The 20,613-nt window shown below is 62.0% G+C and carries 19 protein-coding genes; 10 read left to right on the forward strand and 9 right to left on the reverse strand.

Going from position 1 to position 20,613, the window contains the following annotated elements; translation table 11 throughout:
* The first annotated feature begins 90 nt into the window (after positions 1-90).
* The 7 genes from BLW71_RS19915 to BLW71_RS19945 all read left to right on the forward strand — a co-directional run bounded on the left by BLW71_RS19915 (position 91) and on the right by BLW71_RS19945 (position 7,156).
* Complete coding sequence (locus BLW71_RS19915; RefSeq protein WP_091799472.1) at positions 91-1,026, forward strand: carbohydrate ABC transporter permease; 936 nt, start codon at positions 91-93, stop codon at positions 1,024-1,026.
* 38 nt (positions 1,027-1,064) lie between these two features.
* A complete protein-coding gene (locus BLW71_RS19920; RefSeq protein WP_286162061.1) occupies positions 1,065-1,898 on the forward strand; it encodes a carbohydrate ABC transporter permease in 834 nt (277 codons plus the stop codon).
* Complete coding sequence (locus BLW71_RS19925) at positions 1,895-2,608, forward strand: HAD family hydrolase (RefSeq protein ID WP_091799479.1); 714 nt, start codon at positions 1,895-1,897, stop codon at positions 2,606-2,608. The genes BLW71_RS19920 and BLW71_RS19925 overlap by 4 nt, the downstream gene beginning before the upstream one ends.
* 119 nt (positions 2,609-2,727) lie before the next feature.
* Entirely contained in the window at positions 2,728-3,837 is a 1,110-nt protein-coding gene (locus BLW71_RS19930; RefSeq protein WP_091799482.1) for an ABC transporter ATP-binding protein, read from the forward strand.
* A 277-nt stretch (positions 3,838-4,114) separates the two neighbouring features.
* Complete coding sequence (locus tag BLW71_RS19935; protein ID WP_091799485.1) at positions 4,115-5,914, forward strand: cholesterol oxidase substrate-binding domain-containing protein; 1,800 nt, start codon at positions 4,115-4,117, stop codon at positions 5,912-5,914.
* Between the two features lie 144 nt (positions 5,915-6,058).
* Positions 6,059-6,643 (forward strand): hypothetical protein, encoded by a 585-nt coding sequence (locus tag BLW71_RS19940; protein WP_091799488.1) that lies wholly within the window; start codon positions 6,059-6,061, stop codon positions 6,641-6,643.
* Positions 6,644-6,859: 216 nt separating this feature from the next.
* Complete coding sequence (locus BLW71_RS19945) at positions 6,860-7,156, forward strand: DUF1330 domain-containing protein (RefSeq protein WP_011489704.1); 297 nt, start codon at positions 6,860-6,862, stop codon at positions 7,154-7,156.
* A gap of 52 nt (positions 7,157-7,208) precedes the next feature.
* Here BLW71_RS19945 and BLW71_RS19950 read toward each other — a convergent pair whose 3' ends face one another.
* From BLW71_RS19950 to dalD, 3 genes are all read right to left on the reverse strand, one after another.
* Positions 7,209-8,156: a sugar-binding transcriptional regulator gene (locus tag BLW71_RS19950; RefSeq protein ID WP_091799490.1), complete on the reverse strand. Its 948-nt coding sequence runs from the start codon at positions 8,154-8,156 to the stop codon at positions 7,209-7,211.
* Positions 8,157-8,246: 90 nt separating this feature from the next.
* Complete coding sequence (xylB, locus tag BLW71_RS19955) at positions 8,247-9,728, reverse strand: xylulokinase (protein ID WP_091799492.1); 1,482 nt, start codon at positions 9,726-9,728, stop codon at positions 8,247-8,249.
* 150 nt (positions 9,729-9,878) lie between these two features.
* Entirely contained in the window at positions 9,879-11,291 is a 1,413-nt protein-coding gene (gene dalD, locus BLW71_RS19960) for a D-arabinitol 4-dehydrogenase (RefSeq protein WP_091799494.1), read from the reverse strand.
* A gap of 459 nt (positions 11,292-11,750) precedes the next feature.
* Here dalD and BLW71_RS19965 point away from each other — a divergent pair, with 459 nt between their 5' ends.
* Entirely contained in the window at positions 11,751-12,662 is a 912-nt protein-coding gene (locus BLW71_RS19965; protein ID WP_286162028.1) for an AraC family transcriptional regulator, read from the forward strand.
* A gap of 389 nt (positions 12,663-13,051) precedes the next feature.
* Here BLW71_RS19965 and BLW71_RS19970 read toward each other — a convergent pair whose 3' ends face one another.
* The 4 genes from BLW71_RS19970 to kynB form a co-directional block, all read right to left on the reverse strand.
* Positions 13,052-13,504 (reverse strand): hypothetical protein, encoded by a 453-nt coding sequence (locus BLW71_RS19970; protein WP_091799496.1) that lies wholly within the window; start codon positions 13,502-13,504, stop codon positions 13,052-13,054.
* Positions 13,505-14,403: 899 nt separating this feature from the next.
* Positions 14,404-15,345 (reverse strand): tryptophan 2,3-dioxygenase, encoded by a 942-nt coding sequence (gene kynA / locus BLW71_RS19975; RefSeq protein WP_091799498.1) that lies wholly within the window; start codon positions 15,343-15,345, stop codon positions 14,404-14,406.
* A gap of 10 nt (positions 15,346-15,355) precedes the next feature.
* Complete coding sequence (kynU, locus tag BLW71_RS19980; RefSeq protein WP_091799500.1) at positions 15,356-16,606, reverse strand: kynureninase; 1,251 nt, start codon at positions 16,604-16,606, stop codon at positions 15,356-15,358.
* Positions 16,607-16,635: 29 nt separating this feature from the next.
* On the reverse strand, positions 16,636-17,274 hold the full coding sequence (gene kynB, locus BLW71_RS19985; RefSeq protein ID WP_091799502.1) for an arylformamidase: 639 nt from the start codon (positions 17,272-17,274) through the stop codon (positions 16,636-16,638).
* 130 nt (positions 17,275-17,404) lie between these two features.
* Between kynB and BLW71_RS19990 the strand changes: the two genes are divergently transcribed.
* A complete protein-coding gene (locus BLW71_RS19990) occupies positions 17,405-17,920 on the forward strand; it encodes an Lrp/AsnC family transcriptional regulator (protein ID WP_091799504.1) in 516 nt (171 codons plus the stop codon).
* Positions 17,921-17,940: 20 nt separating this feature from the next.
* Here the strand turns inward: BLW71_RS19990 and BLW71_RS19995 are convergent, their stop codons facing one another.
* Positions 17,941-18,450, reverse strand: coding sequence for a flavin reductase family protein (locus tag BLW71_RS19995; protein WP_091799506.1), 510 nt, complete (start codon positions 18,448-18,450; stop codon positions 17,941-17,943).
* 263 nt (positions 18,451-18,713) lie between these two features.
* On the opposite strand from BLW71_RS19995, the gene msrA reads away from it, so the two are divergent.
* Positions 18,714-19,262: a peptide-methionine (S)-S-oxide reductase MsrA gene (gene msrA, locus BLW71_RS20000; RefSeq protein ID WP_091799510.1), complete on the forward strand. Its 549-nt coding sequence runs from the start codon at positions 18,714-18,716 to the stop codon at positions 19,260-19,262.
* 30 nt (positions 19,263-19,292) lie between these two features.
* Here msrA and BLW71_RS20005 read toward each other — a convergent pair whose 3' ends face one another.
* Positions 19,293-20,582 carry a DUF72 domain-containing protein gene (locus BLW71_RS20005; RefSeq protein WP_091799513.1) on the reverse strand — a complete coding sequence of 430 codons (1,290 nt, stop codon included), beginning with the start codon at positions 20,580-20,582 and terminating at the stop codon, positions 19,293-19,295.
* Positions 20,583-20,613: the final 31 nt, after the last annotated feature.

The following is a 20,613-nucleotide window of genomic DNA, read 5'->3' on the forward strand; positions in this document are numbered from 1 at the left end:
CGCGCGGGCGCCGCGACATCGCAGGGTGTCGCTGCGGTTTTCATGCGGCTTCAGGCGGCGGCCCGCGCATTACCGAACAGGTGGTCAATCATGCGTCCTTTGCGCCTACCTCTCATGCATGCCCATCCCCAGACAGAAAAAGAACGCGAAACTCGCAAAGCCAACTCCGCCCGCTGGCTAGTCTCGCCTTCGGTTGCCGTGCTGGTGCTGTGGATGGCGATTCCACTCGCGATGACGATCTGGTTTTCGTTCTCGCGCTACAACCTGTTGAACCCGGATCTCAAAGGCTTCGCGGGTTTCGACAACTATAAGTATCTTGCCAGCGATCCGTCGTTCGGACCTTCGATCGGACACACGCTCGAACTGATCATCTCGGTCCTCGTGATCACGGTGGTCGGCGGCGTGCTGATGGCGATTCTGTTCGACCGCAAGTTCTACGGGCAAGGGATCGCGCGGCTGCTCGCCATCGCGCCGTTCTTCGTGATGCCGACCGTGAGCGCGCTGATCTGGAAGAACATGATCCTGCATCCGGTGTATGGCCTGATCGCGCAGGGCATGCGCGCCATGGGCATGCAGCCGATCGACTGGTTCGCCGAATATCCGCTGACAGCGGTGATCATGATCGTGGCGTGGCAGTGGCTGCCGTTTGCGTTCCTGATTCTGTTCACGGCGATCCAGTCGCTCGATCAGGAGCAGAAGGAAGCGGCGCGGATCGACGGAGCGGGTCCGTTCTCGATGTTCTTCTATATCACGCTGCCACACCTGAAAAGGGCGATTGCGGTGGTGGTGATGATGGAAACCATTTTCCTGCTGTCGATCTTCGCCGAAATCTATACGACCACGGGCGGCGGTCCGGGCACCGCGACCACCAACCTGTCGTACCTGATCTATTCGCTGGGCCTGCAACAGTTCGACGTCGGTCTCGCGTCGGCGGGCGGCATTCTCGCTGTCGTGCTGGCCAATATCGTGTCGTTCTTCCTTGTGCGGATGCTCGCGAAGAACCTGAAAGGGGAGTACGAAAAATGAGCCAGGTTGCCTCTACCCCGGTGTCGAGCACGACACCCATGACCGTGCCGGCCAAGTCGCCGTTCGCCGCGATTCGCCGCGGCATCCCCGGCGTGATCGCTTGGCTCGTCGCGTTGCTGCTGTTCTTTCCGATCTTCTGGATGACGATCACTGCGTTCAAGACGGAGCAGCAAGCCTATTCGTCATCGCTGTTTTTCATCCCGACGCTCGATAGCTTCCGCGAGGTGTTCGCGCGCAGCAATTATTTTTCGTTCGCGTTGAATTCGGTGCTGATCTCGGCGGGCGTGACGATTCTGTGCCTGATACTCGCCGTGCCGGCTGCGTATGCGATGGCGTTTTTCCCGACCCGCCGCACACAGAAAGTGCTGCTGTGGATGCTCTCGACCAAGATGATGCCGTCGGTCGGCGTGCTGGTGCCGATTTATCTGCTGTGGAAAAACAGCGGCATGCTCGATACGGTATCCGGTCTCGTGATCGTCTACACGCTCATCAACCTGCCGATCGCGGTGTGGATGTCGTTCACGTACTTCGCCGAAATTCCGCGCGACATTCTCGAAGCCGGGCGGATCGACGGCGCCGCGACGTGGCAGGAAATCGTGTATCTGCTGATGCCCATGTCGCTGCCGGGACTGGCTTCCACTGCGCTGCTCCTCGTGATCCTGTCGTGGAACGAAGCGTTCTGGAGCATCAACCTGTCGAGTTCGAACGCCGCGCCGCTGACTGTGTTCATCGCCTCGTATTCGAGTCCTGAGGGCTTGTTCTGGGCCAAGCTGTCCGCCGCTTCGCTGCTGGCGGTCGCGCCGATTCTGATTGTCGGCTGGCTGTCGCAGAAGCAACTGGTGCGCGGCCTCACGTTCGGGGCGGTCAAATGACGTCAGGCACGAGTGGAAGCACGGCGGTCGGCAATTTCGCGCTGATCTGCGATTGCGATGGCGTGCTGATCGACAGCGAAGCCGTGGCGGCGCGCATGCTGGTGCGCGAACTCGAAACGCTGTGGCCCGGCACCGATGTCGAACCGGTGGTGCTGCCGTTGCTCGGACTACGCATCGAGAAAGTGCTGCAAGGCACCGCCGCGCAACTCGGCAGAAGCCTCACGCTCGAGGATATCGATGCGATCCGCCGCGCGGTGGAAGCGGCGGCGATGCAGGCACCGACGGTCGACGGTATTGAAGCCGCATTGGCTCAGGTGCCGCTCACCAAAGGTTGCGCGAGCAACAGCTTCCGCCCGTATGTGGAATCGGTGCTGGCGCGCACGGGCCTCGTGAGGTTTTTCGGCGATCGCCTGTTTTGCGCCGATACGGTGCCGAATCCGAAGCCCGCGCCCGATGTTTATCTGGCGGCGGCGAGGGGGCTCGGCCTCGCGCCCTCGTGGTGCCTCGTGGTGGAGGACAGCGTCACGGGCGTGACGGCGGCGAGCGCGGCGGGTATGGCGGTGCTCGGTTTCATCGGCGGCGGTCATGCGAGCGATGCGCAGATCGACAAGCTCCATGCGGCGGGCGCGCGTCACGTATTCGACGACATGCAGCAACTGCCGGAACTGGTCGCGCAATGGACGCTGAGCGTGACGGCCGCCGCGCCGTAAACGGCATACGTGGCACGGGAAAGGGCGGCACCGGGATACGAATCAACGCGGCAGCCTGGGGAAATTCAGGCAACCGAAGCAACGGACAAGCAACACATAGCATTACACGGAGACACATCATGGCAAGCGTAACTCTGCGCAACATCCGGAAGGCGTACGACGACAACGAAGTGATGCGCGACATCAACCTCGATATCGCCGACGGCGAGTTCGTCGTGTTCGTGGGCCCGAGCGGTTGCGGTAAATCAACGCTGATGCGGATGATCGCCGGCCTCGAAGATATCAGCGGCGGCGATCTGACCATCGACGGCATGCGCGTGAACGACGTGGCGCCCGCCAAGCGCGGGATCGCGATGGTGTTCCAGTCGTACGCGCTATATCCGCACATGACGCTCTACGACAACATGGCGTTCGGCCTGAAACTCGCCGGCACCAAGAAGCCGGAAATCGACGCGGCCGTGCGCAACGCGGCGAAGATCCTGCACATCGACCATCTGCTCGACCGCAAGCCGAAGCAGTTGTCCGGCGGACAGCGTCAGCGCGTGGCGATCGGCCGCGCGATCACGCGCAAGCCGAAAGTGTTCCTGTTCGACGAACCGCTGTCGAATCTCGACGCCGCGTTGCGCGTGAAGATGCGCCTCGAATTCGCGCGTCTGCATGACGAACTGAAGACCACGATGATCTACGTGACGCACGATCAGGTCGAAGCCATGACGCTGGCGGACAAAATCGTCGTGCTGTCGGCGGGCAATCTGGAGCAGGTCGGCAGCCCGACCATGCTGTATCACGCGCCCGCCAACCGTTTCGTGGCGGGATTCATCGGTTCGCCGAAGATGAATTTCATGGAAGGTGTCGTGCAGTCGGTCACGCATGACGGTGTCACGGTGCGCTATGAAACCGGCGAAACCCAGCGCGTCGCGGTGGAACCGGCCGCGGTCAAACAGGGCGACAAGGTGACGGTCGGCATTCGCCCCGAGCATCTGCATGTCGGCATGGCCGAGGACGGCGTTTCGGCCCGCACCATGGCGGTCGAATCGCTCGGCGACGCGGCGTATCTGTATGCAGAGTCGAGCGTTGCGCCGGACGGGCTGATCGCGCGGATTCCGCCGCTCGAGCGGCATACCAAGGGCGAGACCCAAAAACTCGGCGCGACGCCGGAGCATTGCCATTTGTTCGACAGCGCGGGGAAAGCATTCCAGCGCAAGATCGTCGAAGTGCTGGCCGCGTAAGTTTTCCAAGGGCCGCCTTCTTGCGGCCCTGACTTCCGAACGCTGCAACGACTCTGTGCCGCGCCCTTCGAGCGCGGCATTTTTTTCATCAATAATGCGTGGCTGCGTTGGTCGACAGATCCATCCTGATCAATCGAGTGACGCGCAAGCGCTAACGTCCCGCCTATCCCATCTGCTCAACGCAACAGCTCGCCGCATCCGGTCAACCGCGTTTATCGTGATCGTGACGGTCATGTCATGAATAGTCATCGCCTCGCGAACGCCTAAAGAAAATAGCATGGGGACTGAAATCTTCTTCCCATCAACAGGCATTCGAGCGAACGTGACCCACTCTCTTCAAGATGTTCTTACACCACCGCCACGACGTAAATTCATTGCTGATATCGCCCGGCTCTCGGTGGCTGGAGTCGTGACCGGATGGACGCCGGTTTATCAGATCGCCGCGCACGCGCAAGGCGCCGCGCCTGTTCCGGCCAATTTTCCCGCCGGTATTCCGCTGTATAAGCAGGCATTCCAGAATTGGAGCGGTGAAATCGCGATAGCGGACGTCTGGACAGCATCGCCCGACACGCCCGCTGCTGTCGTCACGATTGTCAATTGGGCGCGCGCGAACGGATATCGCATCAGGCCGCGCGGCTATATGCACAACTGGTCCCCGCTGACGATCGACCGGACCAGCGGGGCGTCACAAGTCGTCCTGCTCGACATGACGAGGTCGCTCAACGCAGTAACCGTGGACACGTCATCTCAGCCCGCACGCGTCACGGCGCAAACCGGCATTTCGATGGAAGCGTTACTCGCCACGCTGGAAAAATTCGGTCTGGGCGTGACGGCCTCGCCAGCTCCAGGTGACATTACGCTAGGCGGCGCTCTTGCGATCGGTGCGCACGGAACAGCCATACCCGCTTCCGGCGAAACCGCTTTGAAGGGGCATACCTACGGCTCGCTTAGCAATCTGATCCTGTCGCTGACGGCGGTCGTGTTCGATGCCCAGAAACAGCAGTATGCGCTGCGCACGTTCAAGCGAACCGATGCGGACATCGGTGCGTTGCTTGTTCATCTCGGCCGCGCGTTGATCGTCGAGGCGACGCTCGAAGCGGGCGTCAACCAGCGGCTGCGCTGCCAGAGTTTCGTGGATATTCCGGCATCCGAACTGTTCGCCCCGGCGAAGTCCGGGGGGCGTACGATCGAATCGTTCCTCGAGCGCACAGGCCGGATGGAGGCGATCTGGTTTCCGTTCACGAGTTGCCCGTGGCTCAAGGTGTGGACGGTGCAATCCCGCAAGCCGCTCTTCTCGCGGGAGGTGACGAAGCCCTATAACTATTCATTTTCCGATTCCATCCCGCAGCCGCTGGCGGAGCTGATCAAACGCATCGTGATCGGGGGCGAACGCCACCTGACGCCGGCTTTTGGGCAGCTGCAGATGGGTATCGTCGTGGCGGGGCTGGGCGTCACGTTCAGTGGCGACATCTGGGGCTGGTCGCGCAACGTTCTGCAATACGTCCGTCCTTCGACGCTGCGCGTGACCGCAAACGGCTACGCCGTGCTTGCCCGGCGTGCTGACGTGCAACGCGTCATCCACGAGTTCGTGCAGTTCTATCAGAACCGGGTCGAGGCCTACAGGCAACGCGGCGAGTACCCAATGAATGGCCCGGTCGAAATCCGCGTGACGGGGCTCGACCAACCGGCCGATGCCGGGTCGGGTGCCGCCACGCCGTCGCTTGCCGCACTCAAGCCGCGCCCAGACCATCCGGAGTGGAACATCGCCGTCTACTTCGACATTTTGACGATGCCCGGCACGCCGGCGGCGAACGGTTTCTATCGCGAAATCGAGCAATGGATGATGTCGAACTACGCAGGCTCATATGCGACCGTGCGCCCCGAATGGTCGAAAGGCTGGGCCTATACAAATGCCGCCGCGTGGCAGGACAGCGTGATGATTGGCAGCACGATTCCGAATCTGTATTCCGAGGGACAGCCGTCAGGGGCCAGTTGGAACACGGCGCGCAATACGCTTAACCGCCACGATCCGCACCGCATCTTTTCTTCCACGCTGCTTGACTGTCTGCTCCCTTAACGCAGGCGGCGAGCGCGTCCGCGCGATCGGCAGCGGACCCGCTTTCAACCGGCTCCAGCATTGAACGGTGACTCGTCGCGAGCCGCTGACCAATACCCGGCCAGACGGGTTATCTGGCACGCAAAATCAACAGAGGAAATCAGCATGCAACGACTCACGTCGACGAAAATCGACACGTATTTTTCCAGTGCGCGATTCAGCAATTCGAATGCTTCGGACGTGCCATCTGTCCCGTCCGCATGCGGCGGACACGGGCGGGAGCGGCGGATGTCCGGGTTTAACGCCACCTTCGGCAATACGGAACGTGACTGCGCTGGCTCCAGCGCCACTCGCGAACGGGTGCGCGACTCAGATGTCATGAGCGCAACCTCGATGGTCACCAGCCGGGACGGGATGTCGACGTCTTCCTATCCTTCCAGATGCGGCAAGCCTGACCAATCTGCGGACTCGAACATGAAGAGCGTGAACAGTTTGATCGGCTCAGCGATGATCGACTGCGTGTCCAGGAGCAACGACTTTCTGAATACGCCGCTCATTTCCTTGGTCGGCCAGCTGTTCAACCTGGCCGGCCCCTGCGGGCGGATTTGTCACGTGTTACCCGATCTCGCCGGTTATGCCGTTTCCAAGGCGGTCGCCGGCATTGGTCGGGCGCTAGGCGGTACCGGCTCGCCGAACTACCATTTCGAACACGAGTGGTTGCCCGGCGGCACGTCCCCGGAGCGGGCCTGATCCCTTCGGCATGCGCAGTCGGTCATGTCCGATGATGTTGTTGTTTCGCGGCGAACCGGCGAGCGGCAAAATCCCGGCGCGACGCCGGAGCATTGCCATTTGTCCGACAGCGCAGGCAAAGCATTCCAGCGTAAGATCGTTGAAGTGCTAGCCGCGTGACGATTGGGAAAGCGGCGGGCGCGCCGCTTTCCTTTTCAATCACGCTCTGGAACGCCCATGCCCGCCTACGTCGTCATTACGCGCGAGAAAACGCTCGATCCCGCCAAACTGGAAGAGTACAAACAGGTTGCGCCTGCAACTTTCGAGCAGCATCCGGTGATGATGCTGGCGAGCCATGGGCGCAGGGAAGTGGTGGAAGGTCCGGCGATCGAAGACATTCTGATCCTCGAATTCACCAGCTACGATGAAGCGCTCGCCTGGTATCACAGCCCGGAGTATCAGGCCGTCAGCGATACGCGCCTGCAAGGCGCCGACTATCGCATCATCATCACCGAAGGCTTGCCGGTCATGTAAGACGAACGCGGACCGCTTTCGGCGCAGCGTCCGACGGTGTGCGAACTTCCGCTCAGGCTTCGAGCGCGGCTCGCGCGCACGACTCGTCAGTGACCAGTCCGGAGAGCCAGCCGCCTTTGAGCACCGCAATCAGCGCCTCGCGCTTGCGCTCGCCGCCGGCGAAGCCGATGGTGGGACGCCGTGGCGGCGAATCCAGTGCGATGCTCGTCACGCGCCGGCCGATCGGCGATTCGACGTGCGCACCGGCCGAATCGATCGGCAGTCCGAGCATTTCGGCCACCGCGCCGTTCTGCATCAATTCCTTCACTTCCGCCGACGTAATGAAGCCGTCTTCGTGCAACGGACAATTCGGCCCGATATTGCCGATGCCGACGAACGCCACGTCGGCCTGCGCCGACAGCGATTCGACGATCCGGTACAGCCGGTGATTGCACCACTGCGCGCGCTCCGCTTCGCTATCGGCGAGCAGCGGCGCGGGCAGCAGAAAATGCTTGCCGCCGGTCTTCTCCGAAATGTGCAGCGCGACGTCGTAGCGGTTCGAGGAGCCGTCCTGGGCGATCGCCCCGACCATGGATACCAGCCGGTGTTGCGGACGGTCCAGTTGCGCGATCTGATCGACCGCGGCCTTCAGCGTCCGGCCGCTGCTCACCGCGACCACCATCGGCTTTTCTTCGCCGAGATAGCGCTCCATCACCTGCGCGCCGGCCACCGCCAGCTTGCGGTCGACTTCCTCCGACGTATCGCTGTCGACCGGCACCACTTCGCACATGCTCAGACCGTAGCGCTTCGACAGTTGATCGGCGAGCGCGAGGCAATCGGCCAGTTGATGATCGACGCGCACGCGAATCAGATTCTTTTCCACCGCGAAGGCGACCAGCCGCTGCGCGACCGGACGCGACACCTGGAGTTTTTCGGCGATCTCGTTCTGGGTATTGCCGGCGACGTAGTAGAGCCACGCGGCGCGGGTAGCAAGATCTAATTTTTCTGTGGACTTGGGCACGGTGACGGTTCGCTTGAAGTGCGCCGATGATAGCAGCCGGTCTGCGCGCTTTAACTACACCTGGCGCGCAAACCGGCTGCGGATTGCCGGTCAGGCAAGCGGCTGCCGCGCGGGGTCGAACAGCGGCCGCACATGGCGATAGAGTGCGCGAAACGCTTCGAGTCGCGCGCGCAATTCGGCGTGGCGGCGCGGGTTCGGTGTGAACTCCTTTTCGATCGGCGGCTTGGTCAGCACCGTGGCCGGATCGCCGCCGGCCGCCAGCCAGCCGAGACGTGCCGCGCCGAGCGCCGCGCCGGTTTCGCCGCCGCCGTGCTTGCGCGTCGCCGTATCGAGCGAGTCGGCCAGCAATTGCGCCCAGTAGTCGCTGCGGGCGCCGCCGCCGAGCAGGGATAGCGCCTTCGCTTCGGTGCCGGCCGCGCGCAGCGCGTCGAGGCCGTCGGTGAGCGCGAGCGTGACGCCTTCGAGTACCGCGTAGCCGAGCAGCGCGCGATCAGTTGCGTGATTCATGCCGAAGAACACGCCTTGCGCATACGGGTCGTTGTGCGGCGTGCGTTCGCCGGACAGATAGGGCAAAAAGAGCGGCGCGGTGTTCAACGCGTCGGCCGGGAGCGCCTCGATTTCGCCGAGCAGGGTCGGCTCGTCGGTGGAGGTGAGCTTGCAGACCCAGCGCAGGCAACTCGCGGCGGACAGCACCACGCTCATCTGATGCCAGCGATCCGGAATCGCGTGACAGAACGCATGCACCGCCGAAGCCGGATTCGGCCGGAAGCTGTCGCCGACCACGCACAACACGCCCGACGTGCCGAGCGAAACGAAGCCGTCGCCGGGTTGCGTCGCGCCGATGCCGATCGCGCTTGTGGCGTTGTCGCCACCGCCGGCCGCGACGATCACGCCGTCGCTCAGGCCGAATTCGCGCGCTACCTCGGGCAGCAGCGTGCCGGACGGCTCGCTGCCTTCGCACAGGCTCGGCATCTGCGCGCGTGACATGTTGCAGGCCGCGAGCAGCGAATCGGACCAGTCGCGTTTGGCGACGTCGAGCCACAGCGTGCCGGCCGCGTCCGATGGATCGGACACCTTGCCGCCGGTCAATTGCAGGCGCAAGTAATCCTTCGGTAGCAGCACGCAGGCGGTCCGCGCAAAAATGTCGGGCTCATGGCGCGCGACCCACAGCAGCTTCGGCGCGGTGAAACCGGGCATGGCGAGATTGCCGGCCACGCTGTGCAACTCCGGCGCGCGTTCGGTCAATTCCGCGCATTCCTTGTCGCTGCGCATGTCGTTCCATAGGATCGCGGGCCGCAACACGCGGTCCTGCGCGTCCAGCAGCACGGCGCCGTGCATCTGACCGGACAGGCCGATGCCGCGAATCTGCGCGAACTCGTCGGGATGTTTGGCGCGCAGGGCGGCGAGCGCGCTGCGCGTGCCTGCCCACCAGTCTTCGGGATTCTGCTCGGCCCAGCGCTGATGAGGGCGCGAAACGGTAAACGGTGAGCCTGCGGTGCCGATCACGCGTCCGTTGGAGGCGAGCAGCAGAACTTTCACTTCGGACGTGCCGAGGTCGATGCCGAGATACATGGGCGCGGAACCTTCGTCGTTAGAGATGCGCTACTTTAGCCGCACATGGCGCGCGGTGCCATGCGCATTAAGCCTGGCAGCGCGTGTTTCGATGCCGCGCGACGCGCGGCGCTTGTTGAGCTCAATGGATGAGGCTGGCGCGGTCGGCGCTCAAATCGCGCCGCGTTTGGCCAGCCATACATCGACACGCGCCAGTGCGCCCTCCAGCGCCGACTCCAGTTCCGGCGTCTGCGCCATGCTGCCCCATAGCAGCCGGTCGGCGGCGAACGCTTTCAACGGATCGGGCGCCGCGAAAAAGCCGCGCGCCACGCGCTCGTCCATCACACCATCCTGATACGTGTACGGCAGCTTGCCGGCGTTCCAGCGTTCGAGAAAGCGGAAGAACAGCGCGGGCAGCATTGCCGTCGCCGCCGGTGTGGCGCCGCGCTCGAAGCACTCCGTCAACGTCGGCGCGATAAAGCCTGGCAGCTTCGAAAAGCCGTCCGCCGCCACGCGCTGGTTCGTGTCCTGGATATACGGATTGCTGAAGCGCTCCAGCACCACGTCGCGATAGCGTTCGAGATCGAGCGGACTCGGTGTGAGACACGGAATCACGTCCTCCGTGACGTAGTCGAAGGCGAATCGATTGATGTCCGCGTCGAGCGTGCCTTCGTGAATGTAGTTCAGCCCGACCAGCGTACCCGCCCATGCGATGCAGCTGTGCGGCGCATTGAGAATGCGGATCTTCGCTTCTTCGTACGGCATCACCGAGTCGACCAGTTCCGCGCCGACCTTTTCCCATGCCGGGCGGCCCGCGATAAACCGGTCTTCGATCACCCACTGAATGAACGCTTCGCCCATTACCGGGCAGGCGTCGTCGACGCCGGTGGCGGCCTTGACGCGTTCGCGCACATCCGGCGTGGGACGCGGCGTAATGCGATCGACCATCGAACTCGGACAGGCCGTGTTGTCGTCGAACCATTGCGCGAGTTCCTCCGCGCCGCGTCGTTCGAGAAACTCGCTCATGCCCGCATGGAAGCGCTCGCCGTTGCTGCGCAGGTTGTCGCAGGTCTGCAGCGTGACGGGGCCCGCGCCGCGCTTCATGCGCGCGTCGAGAATCGCTGCGAGCGCGCCGTAAATGGTGGTGTGGCCGCCCTTGAGGTCGGCGGCGAGATCGGCGTTGGCGGTGTCGAGCTCGTCATCTTCGTCGAGGTAATAGCCGCCTTCGGTGACGGTGAACGCGATGATCTTGCAGGCCGGGTCGGCGCCCGCTTCGATCAGCGCGTCGAGGCTTTCGGTCCACGGCACGACGCGCTCGATCGAGCGAATGGTTTCGTACGCGCGCTCACCTTGGGGCGTGACGGTCTCGAGTGTGTAGACGCCGTTTTGCGCGGCGAGCGCTTCGAGCACCGCATTCATGTCGCTGCGGATGTTGCCGACCGTCAGCGACCAGTGCGGCTCGCCGGGCACCTTGGCCTCGTTCAACCGATGCAGATACCACGCCTGATGCGCGCGATGAAACGATCCCGCGCCGATGTGCAGGATCACGTGTGCGGCAGCGCCGCTGCCTTGCCCGCTGTTCATGTGCGTCTCCTGAATGTCCTTGCTCGCACGACTCGAAGCGTGCGTTTTTACGTGAGTGCCTCCAACCAGGCGCTTCGCGTCCGCGCCCCCGGGTAGCGAAGAAACCTGGAAGGCCCGGCGTTGTCTCGGTATGGAGCATTTGCTCTGCGTGTGAGCGAATGATCGTACCGGGTGAAACGAAAGTCAAGGCGGCGCCACAGGCTTTTTTGTGGCGCAGCGCGGCGCGGCGGGGCTTTTCGACGCGGCTCGCGGTACGCCGTTGTGTGGTGGAGGCGCGTTGACGCGTGTATTGCGTTGCATCAAATTTGACAGGCGAAGCGCCAGGACTAACCCGAATGCAAAAAAGTATCGATCCGCGGTTTCATTTTTAGTGGTGAAGAGCGCGTTAGCGGGTTACGGTTCGCTATATAAGACAAAGACCGGCGGCGCCTTTGGCAGGCCGCTTCATGGAGGCAGACAGTGCAACCCGATCTCGAACTCGTGGCCGTGCGCCGCGACGAATCGTTCAAAGTGTGGTCGCACGGTTATCCGTATCGCACCGTGCGTTGGCACTTTCATCCCGAATACGAGATTCATCTGATCGTGGCGACGACTGGCAAGATGTTCGTCGGCGATCACATCAGCAGCTTCACGCCTGGCAATCTGGTGCTGATCGGACCGAACTTGCCGCACAACTGGGTGAGTGAAGTGCCGCAAGGGGAAAGCATTGCGCAGCGCAATCTGGTCGTGCAGTTCGGGCAGGAGTTCGTGTCGAGCTGCGTTGAGAGTTTTCCGGAGTGGCGTCAGGTCGAGGCACTGCTCGCGGATTCACGGCGTGGCGTGTCGTTCGGTGCGCAGACGAGCGCGGCGATCCAGCCGCTGTTTCTAGAGTTGCTGGCGGCGCGTGGGTTGCGTCGGCTCGTGCTGTTCATGTCGATGCTCGACATTCTGGTGAACGCTGAAGATCGTGAGATGTTGGCGAGTCCTGCTTATCAGGCCGATCCTGGTGGGTTTGCTTCGACTCGTATCAATCATGTGCTCACTTATATCGGGGGGAATCTCGCTAATGAGTTGCGGGAGTCGGATCTCGCGCAGCTCGCGGGGCAAAGTGTCAGCGCGTTTTCGCGGTATTTTCGGCGGCATACTGGGTTGCCGTTTGTGCAGTATGTGAATCGGATGCGGATCAATCTGGCTTGTCAGTTGCTCACCGAAGATGAGTTGAGCGTTACTGATATTTGCTTCAAGGCAGGGTTTAATAACCTGTCGAATTTCAACCGGCAGTTTCTGGCGGTGAAGGGGATGGCGCCTTCGAAGTTTCGGCGTTATCAGCAGTTGAATGGGGCTAGTCGTGATGGTTCCGAAGGAGGGGTGGGGCGGTCGATGGTTGTTTGAGGTGGGGGGCATGCGGCTGGGGATGTGTGATGACTGCTGGTTTGGGGTTTTGGCCTTTCCTTGAATTCTTAGTGGTCTATTAGCGTTGCCCCTGTGCGGGGCGGCACCTACTTTCTTTGCCGCGGCAAAGAAAGTAGGCAAAGAAAGCCGCTTTGAACCGCCAGCCCATAAGAGGGTCCCCCGCGCAGCCACGGTAGTGGTGCATCTGGAATCTGTGTTCTCGCACATTCGACGCGTGTGACAAGGCCGTCATTCTTCCCGCCTCGCGCTGCGCGCTCGCCGGAACGGTCGGCTTAAGACCAGTGGGATTGGCTGGGGGAGGTGGGGCCGTCGGCTTCGCCTCGGCGAAAGGCCCGTAAAGGCTTCTGGTCTGCGGGCAGTGGCTGCTCTCAATGTGCCGCTGCTGTTCGACACGCGAGCGTCTTGAATCGCACTCGCCCGTTCTCCATCTGCTTCGTTGCGCCAGTACGTTCGCGGCCCTCTGGCGCCCTTCGCGTCGCCTTCATCAACAGGTTTGCCGCATGGCGTGCCGTGATGCGGCTTCGAGGGATTCCCTTCGCGTCCAGCGCGATCACCTGGTACAGTTCACGGTCAATCTCAACCTCGCGCTGGTAATCCTCGCCAGTGTCGAGCAGCAACTCCAGCAACTTTCGCTGTTGCTGCCTCTCCTCTCCCGTCACAGCCGGACTCCTAACTATTGAAGACAAAAGCGTGACTAACTTGTCCAGTTGAGTCAGTTGCCTTTCAATCAGTCCGAATGCGGACAGCGCGAGTTTCTCGTATTGAAGTGCGTCAACAGGTGGGCGCGATGTGGTTCGTGAATGCTTGGCTGATTTACTCATGGCGCGATCTCCCTGAAACTTGACTGGATCGCCCGACAGTCGCTTGCGCGGTGGTGAGCGGGCACATTGATGGGTTTAGCAGACCGGTGCGTAGTACCAGAAACCGGCGAGCCGCGAGGCTCCCCCACCACGGCCCGCCCATCGAAGAAAGGCGTGCAAAGGCAGCCGCACATTTGCTTGCACAAACGCACGGGATACTACGCATAACAGGCTGCTATACCTGCTGTCGTGAAGCACACGACAAGAATGAGTTTAATCACATCGCTTCGCACGTGATCACCTGAACAAGCTAAAAAGCGCGCACCACGTCGATTTCTGAAATTTCCTGGAGGAGTGCGCGAATAAAAGACTACAGCGCGCGAGAAGTGTCAGGGCAGAAACGCGTTGATTATGAAATAGCGAGCCGGCTGTTTGGGGCGTGTGACGATCATCCTCTCGCGCGATCATTCAAGCGCGGCTATCTGCGTCACGACCCTTGAGATTTTAAGGCTTGAACCGAACGGTTCGAGTGCATGGGACTCCGTTAAGCCGAGGCCATTCCGTGGCATCGCCGAGGCGAAGCCGAGGGCCCCCACCGCACACCGATAGAACCCTTGGTTTTGAACAGACCCTTCCGGCGAGCGCGCAGTGCGAGGTGGGAAGAATGACGGCCTTGTCACTCACGCCGAGTGTGCGAGAACACGGATTCCAGATGGACCACTACCGTGGCTGCGCGGGGGACCCGCTTAAGGGCTGGCGGTTCAAAGCGGCTTTCTTTGCCTACTTTCTTTGCCGCGGCAAAGAAAGTAGGTGCCGCCCCGCACAGGGGCAACGCCAATAGACCACAAACAAATCAAGAAAAGGCCAACCCCCAAAGAGCACACCCCAAAAAAAGCCAGCCGCCGAGGCAAATGCCCTAACTACAGCATAGTCCTAACATGCCAAAGCTCAGGAAACAAAACCACATCGAGCATCTTGCGCAGATAAGTAGCCCCACTAGTCCCACCGGTGCCCTGCTTAAACCCAATAATCCGCTCAACGGTAGTGACATGCCTGAACCGCCACTGCCGAAACGCATCCTCGAGATCGACAAGTTCCTCAGCCATCTCATACAGTTCCCAATACTGCGAAGGATTCCGATAAACCTCCAGCCAGGCTGCTTCAACAGAAGCATCGTGCACAGTAGGCTGTGTCCAGTCCCTCTCAAGCCGGGAAGGCGAAATCGCAAACCCACGCCGCGCCAGCAACCGCACCACTTCATCATAAAAAGAAGGCGCCTCCAGCGAAGCTGTCACCTCAGCCAGCACATCAGCCCGATGCGCATGCGGCTTCAGCATCAGCTCATTCTTATTGCCGAGTAAAAACTCGATCTGCCGATACTGATACGACTGAAACCCGGAAGAACTCCCCAAATAAGGCCGCATCGCCGTGTACTCGGACGGCGTCATCGTCGCGAGAACACTCCATGCCTGCACGAGCTGCTCCATGATCCGCGACACACGCGCGAGCATCTTGAACGCCGGCGGCAACTCATCGCGACGCACGGCCTGCAGCGCCGCCCGCAACTCATACAACGCGAGCTTCATCCACAACTCGCTCGTCTGATGCTGAATGATGAACAGCATCTCGTTATGATCCGGCGACAGCGGATGCTGCGCATCGAGCACCGTCCCGAGCGACAGATAATCGCCGTAACTCATCGACTCCGAAAAATCGAGCTGCGCGTCGTGCCAGCCATCGCCCGACTTAGCGGCGGAAACGGCCGGGGCGGCCGAATGTGAAGCCACACTCCCATGCCCGAACGGACATCCCTGTGCCGGTTTCTCTTCCGGCAACCCCGGTGTTTGCATGTGATCGGTCATCGCGCGCTCCTCAGGTCACAGCGCCGCGTGCGGCAAATTCAGGCGCACGCCAGGTCTCTTGCGTCAGGACATCGCGCAAGGTTTCCACGGCGTCCCACACGTCGACAAAGCGCGTATACAGCGGCGTAAAACCAAACCGCAGCACATGCGGTTCGCGATAATCGCCGATCACCCCGCGTGCAATCAACGCCTGCATCACCTCATAACCATTCGGGTGTTCGAAGCTCGCATGCGAGCCGCGCTGCGCATGCTCGCGTGGGGTCACGAGCTTCAGCGGAAACTCGCCGCAACGCGTTTCAACGAGTTCGATGAACAGATCGGTCAATGCCAGCGACTTCTGGCGAATTGCCTGCATGTCGGTCTGCAGGAACACGTCGAGTCCGCATTCGACGAGCGACATCGACACCATCGGCTGCGTGCCGCACAAAAAGCGGCCGATGCCCTCGTCGGGCTGATACGCCGGATCCATCTTGAACGGCGCGCGATGTCCCCACCAGCCGGACAGCGGTTGCGAAAATTCGTTTTGATGGCGCTTGGGCACCCAGACGAACGCGGGCGAACCGGGGCCACCGTTCAGATACTTGTACGTGCAGCCGACCGCGTAATCCGCGCCGACGTCGTTCAGATCGACCGGCACCGCACCTGCCGAATGCGCGAGGTCCCACAGCGCGAGCGCGCCTTTGTCGTGGATCAGTTGGGTGAGCGCGGCCATGTCGTGCATGTAGCCGGTGCGGTAGTTCACGTGCGTGATCATCGCGATCGCCGTGTCGTCGCCGATCGCGGCAGGCAATTCGGAAGGATCGTCGACCAGACGCAATTCGTAGCCTCGGTCGAGCTGTTCGATCAGCCCCTGCGCAATGTACAGGTCGGTCGGGAAATTCGAGCGCTCGGAAACGATCACGCGACGCTTCGGATCTCGCGCATTCGCCACCCGCACCGCGGCGGACAGCAGCTTGAACAGGTTGATCGAAATCGTATCGGTGACGACTACTTCGTCTTCGGCCGCGCCGATCAGCGGCGCGAGCTTGTTGCCGAGGCGGCGCGGCAGCGCGAACCAGCCCGCGGTGTTCCAGCTGCGAATCAGGCCTTCGCCCCATTCGGCGGCGATCACGGTCTGCGCGCGTTGCGCGGCGGCGGCCGGCGGCACGCCGAGGGAGTTGCCGTCGAGATAGATGGTCGTCGACGACAGCGCGAATTGATCGCGCAACGCCGCCAGCGGGTCGGCACTATCGAGCGCCAATGCTTCTTCACGGTGGTTCATGGTGATTCCGTCAGTCAGATCAGAGGTAGTCAGTGAGACTCGGGCAGCGCGCGCAATATTGCGCGCACCGGGCTTGCGTCGAGCGTGGTCAGCTTGAGCGGCAGCGCGATCAGTTCGTAGTCGCCGGGGGCGACGTCGTCGAGCACGATGCCTTCGAGAATCGCCATGCGATGCGCGCGGATCCGGTGGTGCGCGTCCATCGTCTTCGACTCCTGCGGGTCGAGCGACGGCGTGTCGATGCCGATCAGCTTCACGCCGCGCGAAGCCAGCAGGTCGATCGTGTCCGGCGCGACCGCGCAGAACGCGCTGTCCCAGACCGTAGTCGGCGCGTTTCTGTAAGTGCGCAGTAAGACTCGCGGCGGCAGGTCGTCGAGCGAGCCGGTCAGGTGTTGTGGCGTCACAACAGGCGCGGCGCCGATGCAATGAATCACGCGGCATCGGCCGAGGTACGCATCGAGCGGGACTTCGCCGATCGCGGCGCCTTCGGCGTCGTAGTGCAGCGGGGCGTCGGTGTGCGCGCCTGTGTGCGGCGACAGCGTTAGCCGCGCGACGTTGACGGGCGAGCCCGCCTCCATGCGCCACACGCGCTCGATACCCACCGGCGTATCGCCCGGCCACACGGGCGTGGCGGTATCGACGGCGGGGGTGATGTCCCAGAGTGTTGGCATAGTCGCATCGGCGGTTTGTGTCTATCAGGGAATGATAGGTGGCTTGCCGCGAAATGTGATTGCGAAAAAATCTCCTTCTACGCCGTGTCTTGGAACATAATTTGATATAAATGGGAAAGGGAGACCGAATATGAACGCGATCTCGCTCGACGCCACCGATTGCCGTATCTTGACGGTGCTTCAGCAAGAAGGACGGATCAGCAATCTCGACCTCGCGGAGCGCATCTCGCTCTCGCCGTCAGCGTGCCTGCGACGCCTGCGGCTGCTCGAAGAGCAGGGCGTCATCGAACATTACCGCGCGTGTCTGAACCGCGAAGTGCTGGGTTTTGAACTGGAAGCGTTCGTGCAGGTGTCCATGCGCAACGACCAGGAGAATTGGCACGAGCGCTTTGCGGAAGCGGTGCGCGACTGGCCGGAAGTGGTCGGCGCGTTCGTGGTGACCGGCGAGACGCACTATCTGCTGCGAGTTCTCGCGCACAACCTCAAGCATTATTCGGATTTCGTGCTGCAGCGGCTCTACAAGGCGCCGGGCGTAATGGATATTCGTTCGAATATCGTGCTGCAGACACTCAAGGAAGATTCGGGCGTGCCCGTCTCGTTAGTGAAGAAAAGCAGCGGGCATGGCGCCACGCATAACGATCGCTGAGTGCAAGGACGGCCGCGCGGTCAAAGCGGCTTGAGTCCGTGAAACTGGCCGTTCTGAAAGACGAGCGGCGAGATCTCGGCGGCATTCTCATGCACGCCGCAGCGCTCCACTTCGCCGACGAAAATCACGTGGTCGCCTTCCTCGTAGCGGCTGCGGTTATGGCATTCGAACCAGGCGAGCGCGCCGTCCAGCACCGGCATGCCGGTGTCGCCTTCCGCATGCGACACGCCTTCGAAGCGGTCGCCCTTCACGGTCGCAAAGCGTTTGCACAGATCGAGCTGCGACGCGGCCAGCACGTTGACCACGTAGTGACTATTGGCGCGGAATACGGGCATCGACGCCGAGCGCGTGGCGAGACTCCACAACACGAGCGGCGGATTGAGCGAAACCGAGTTGAACGAACTGGCCGTGATGCCGATCAATTGGCCGGACGCCGCGCGCGTTGTAATGACGGTGACACCGGTGGCGAATTGGCTGAGCGCCTGTTTAAAGGCGTTCTGGTCGAAGTTGGGCGGGCTGGCGCGCTTCATTGGGCGCAGGCCTCTGGCGCAAACCGGCTAAAGCCCGGGATGAAGCTGTCGCGCGCGCGGCCGAAAACAAATGATTCGAAAGTCATAGTGAAAATCGTCGATTTGTCCCAATTTTAACTGCAATCGCGGCGGATTGGCCGCGACCCCATCCGTTGTATGAAAAAACCGCTAAGCTGGAAAGCTCGTGGGTGGAACGAGTGTTGCGGCGAAGCGTGGACCGGCATCGGCCGATTGTGCGATTGTGAGTTCAAGGAGCGGGCAGCATGAGTCAGACAGGCGAAGTCGCCACTCTTGGCGGCGGTTGTTTCTGGTGCCTCGAAGCGGTGTACCTGGGCGTCGACGGCGTGAACGCGGTGGAGTCGGGCTATGCGGGCGGCCAGACCCTGCAACCGACGTATGAGCAGGTATGCGACGGCGAGACGGGCCACGCCGAAGTCGTGAAGGTCGACTTCGATCCGGCCAAAATCAGTTACCGCGAGATTATCGACATCTTCTTCGCGATCCATGATCCGACGCAGTTGAACCGGCAGGGGAACGACGTCGGCACGCAATACCGCTCGGTGATCTTTGCGCACTCCGAAGCGCAACGGGAAACCGCGCTGCAGGCGATCCGCGAGATTGGCGAACAGCAGATTTACGACGGGCAGATCGTCACCCAGGTGCTGCCGCTCGACGGCAACTACTGGCCTGCCGAGGCCTATCACCAGAACTATTTCGCGCACCACCCGAATCAAGGGTATTGCTCGTTCGTGGTGGCGCCGAAAGTGGCGAAGTTTCGTCAGAAGTTTGCTCACCGGGTCAGGGTGGGCTAACGAGCTGAGCCGCCGGTCACACGCTGCTTGTTAAGTTTCCGAGTGTGGCGGGCAGTCGTTTTCGTTGGGCGGCGTGGACGCATTGTCGTGCGAAGGTTCATGCTCGTGTTCATGAGCCAGCCGCGCATACGCCTCGATAATGGCCCGCGCCAACTCCAGACAGCTCAGCGGCGCCGAGCCTTCGGCCTTGTTGTTGATCGCGATTACCACCGGCTGGCCGGCCAGCGCATAGCGCGCGGCCAGTTCGGCGAGTGACGCGCGGGTTGCGGGATCCGGGTCGACCAACTGGTTGAACGGCTCGTACTTGGCCTTCGCCTGTTCGTATTTGAAGCCACCGTGCAGACTCCAGCGCACGATCAGCGGTCCGGCCGGTTCGCCGTCCAGCAGTGCGAGCGCTGCAGCCTGGCGCAGTGGATCGGGCATACGCGCGTGAATGCCCACGCAATAGCGCACGCCCGCGGTCTTGAGCGTACGGATGAAACGCGGCGTGAGCAGGCTCGCGTCACGGATCTCGATTGCGTAGCAGGTGCCTTCCGGCAGCTTCGGCAAGGCTGTCAGGAATTCGGCCAGCCGTTCGATGAACGCCGCCGGCTGCGCCAGTATCTGGTCCGGCAGTGGCGAAAGCTGAAACACCAGTGCGCCGGCCTTGGCGCCGAGGCCTTCGAGACAAGGCGTGACGAAGTCGTCGATCGCCATTTGCGCGTTCAGAAAACACGGGTTCATCGAGACCGGCTCGCCGCGTTCGGCGCGCACCGTGGCGTCGGTGATCGTCATCGGCGCTTTGACGATGAAGCGGAAGTGCTCGGGCACCTGCTGCGCGTAGCGCAAGTATTCGGTGACCGTGAGCGCCTGATAAAACGACCGGTCGATGCTGACCGTTTTCAGCAGCGGATGCGCGCCGTAGGCCGTGAGACCCTCGCGGGAGAGCTTGCTGTTGCTGTATTCGTCGCCGTAGACGATGCCGTTCCAGCCCGGAAACGACCACGTGGACGTGCCGAGGTGGATCTGCGCAGGTAGCTGGGCCGCGAGCGCGAGCAACTCGGGCGAGGGTGGGGCGGCGAGGATTTCGCGGGTGCGGCGCTTTTTCGGGGTGTCGGTAGGGACGTTCGCGGTGTCGGCTTCAGGCGGGGCGTCGCCTTCGTCTGGCTGCGACACGGCGGCGGCCTCAGCGCTGCCGCGCGCCTGCTTGACTCGGGCATCGGCCTTCTGCGGCGGCGGCTCCTCCGGCATGCCGAACAGATCGAACTGCACGGCTTCGCCTGCGGCGCCCGATTCGCCTTCAACCGGCTGTTCAACTTCGCTTGTCCCGCTCTGGTCCATCGGTGTTCGACCTGCTGTTCAAAGGTTGCGC

Origin of the sequence: Burkholderia sp. WP9, assembly GCF_900104795.1 — a bacterium.
GTDB lineage: Bacteria > Pseudomonadota > Gammaproteobacteria > Burkholderiales > Burkholderiaceae > Paraburkholderia.

What these genes read in the sequence shown, in the direction of transcription:
- BLW71_RS19930 (WP_091799482.1), top strand. Translation starts at nt 2,728, where the DNA reads ATGGCAAGCGTAACTCTGCGCAACATCCGGAAGGCGTACGACGACAAC.
- kynB (WP_091799502.1), bottom strand. Translation starts at nt 17,274, where the DNA reads ATGCCAACACTCTGGGACATCACCCCCGCCGTCGATACCGCCACGCCC.
- kynU (WP_091799500.1), bottom strand. Translation starts at nt 16,606, where the DNA reads ATGAACCACCGTGAAGAAGCATTGGCGCTCGATAGTGCCGACCCGCTG.
- BLW71_RS19935 (WP_091799485.1), top strand. Translation starts at nt 4,115, where the DNA reads ATGGGGACTGAAATCTTCTTCCCATCAACAGGCATTCGAGCGAACGTG.
- BLW71_RS20005 (WP_091799513.1), bottom strand. Translation starts at nt 20,582, where the DNA reads ATGGACCAGAGCGGGACAAGCGAAGTTGAACAGCCGGTTGAAGGCGAA.
- xylB (WP_091799492.1), bottom strand. Translation starts at nt 9,728, where the DNA reads ATGTATCTCGGCATCGACCTCGGCACGTCCGAAGTGAAAGTTCTGCTG.
- BLW71_RS19920 (WP_286162061.1), top strand. Translation starts at nt 1,065, where the DNA reads ATGACCGTGCCGGCCAAGTCGCCGTTCGCCGCGATTCGCCGCGGCATC.
- BLW71_RS19995 (WP_091799506.1), bottom strand. Translation starts at nt 18,450, where the DNA reads ATGAAGCGCGCCAGCCCGCCCAACTTCGACCAGAACGCCTTTAAACAG.
- dalD (WP_091799494.1), bottom strand. Translation starts at nt 11,291, where the DNA reads ATGAACAGCGGGCAAGGCAGCGGCGCTGCCGCACACGTGATCCTGCAC.
- BLW71_RS19915 (WP_091799472.1), top strand. Translation starts at nt 91, where the DNA reads ATGCGTCCTTTGCGCCTACCTCTCATGCATGCCCATCCCCAGACAGAA.
- kynA (WP_091799498.1), bottom strand. Translation starts at nt 15,345, where the DNA reads ATGACCGATCACATGCAAACACCGGGGTTGCCGGAAGAGAAACCGGCA.
- BLW71_RS19990 (WP_091799504.1), top strand. Translation starts at nt 17,405, where the DNA reads ATGAACGCGATCTCGCTCGACGCCACCGATTGCCGTATCTTGACGGTG.
- BLW71_RS19970 (WP_091799496.1), bottom strand. Translation starts at nt 13,504, where the DNA reads ATGAGTAAATCAGCCAAGCATTCACGAACCACATCGCGCCCACCTGTT.
- BLW71_RS19940 (WP_091799488.1), top strand. Translation starts at nt 6,059, where the DNA reads ATGCAACGACTCACGTCGACGAAAATCGACACGTATTTTTCCAGTGCG.
- msrA (WP_091799510.1), top strand. Translation starts at nt 18,714, where the DNA reads ATGAGTCAGACAGGCGAAGTCGCCACTCTTGGCGGCGGTTGTTTCTGG.
- BLW71_RS19945 (WP_011489704.1), top strand. Translation starts at nt 6,860, where the DNA reads ATGCCCGCCTACGTCGTCATTACGCGCGAGAAAACGCTCGATCCCGCC.
- BLW71_RS19925 (WP_091799479.1), top strand. Translation starts at nt 1,895, where the DNA reads ATGACGTCAGGCACGAGTGGAAGCACGGCGGTCGGCAATTTCGCGCTG.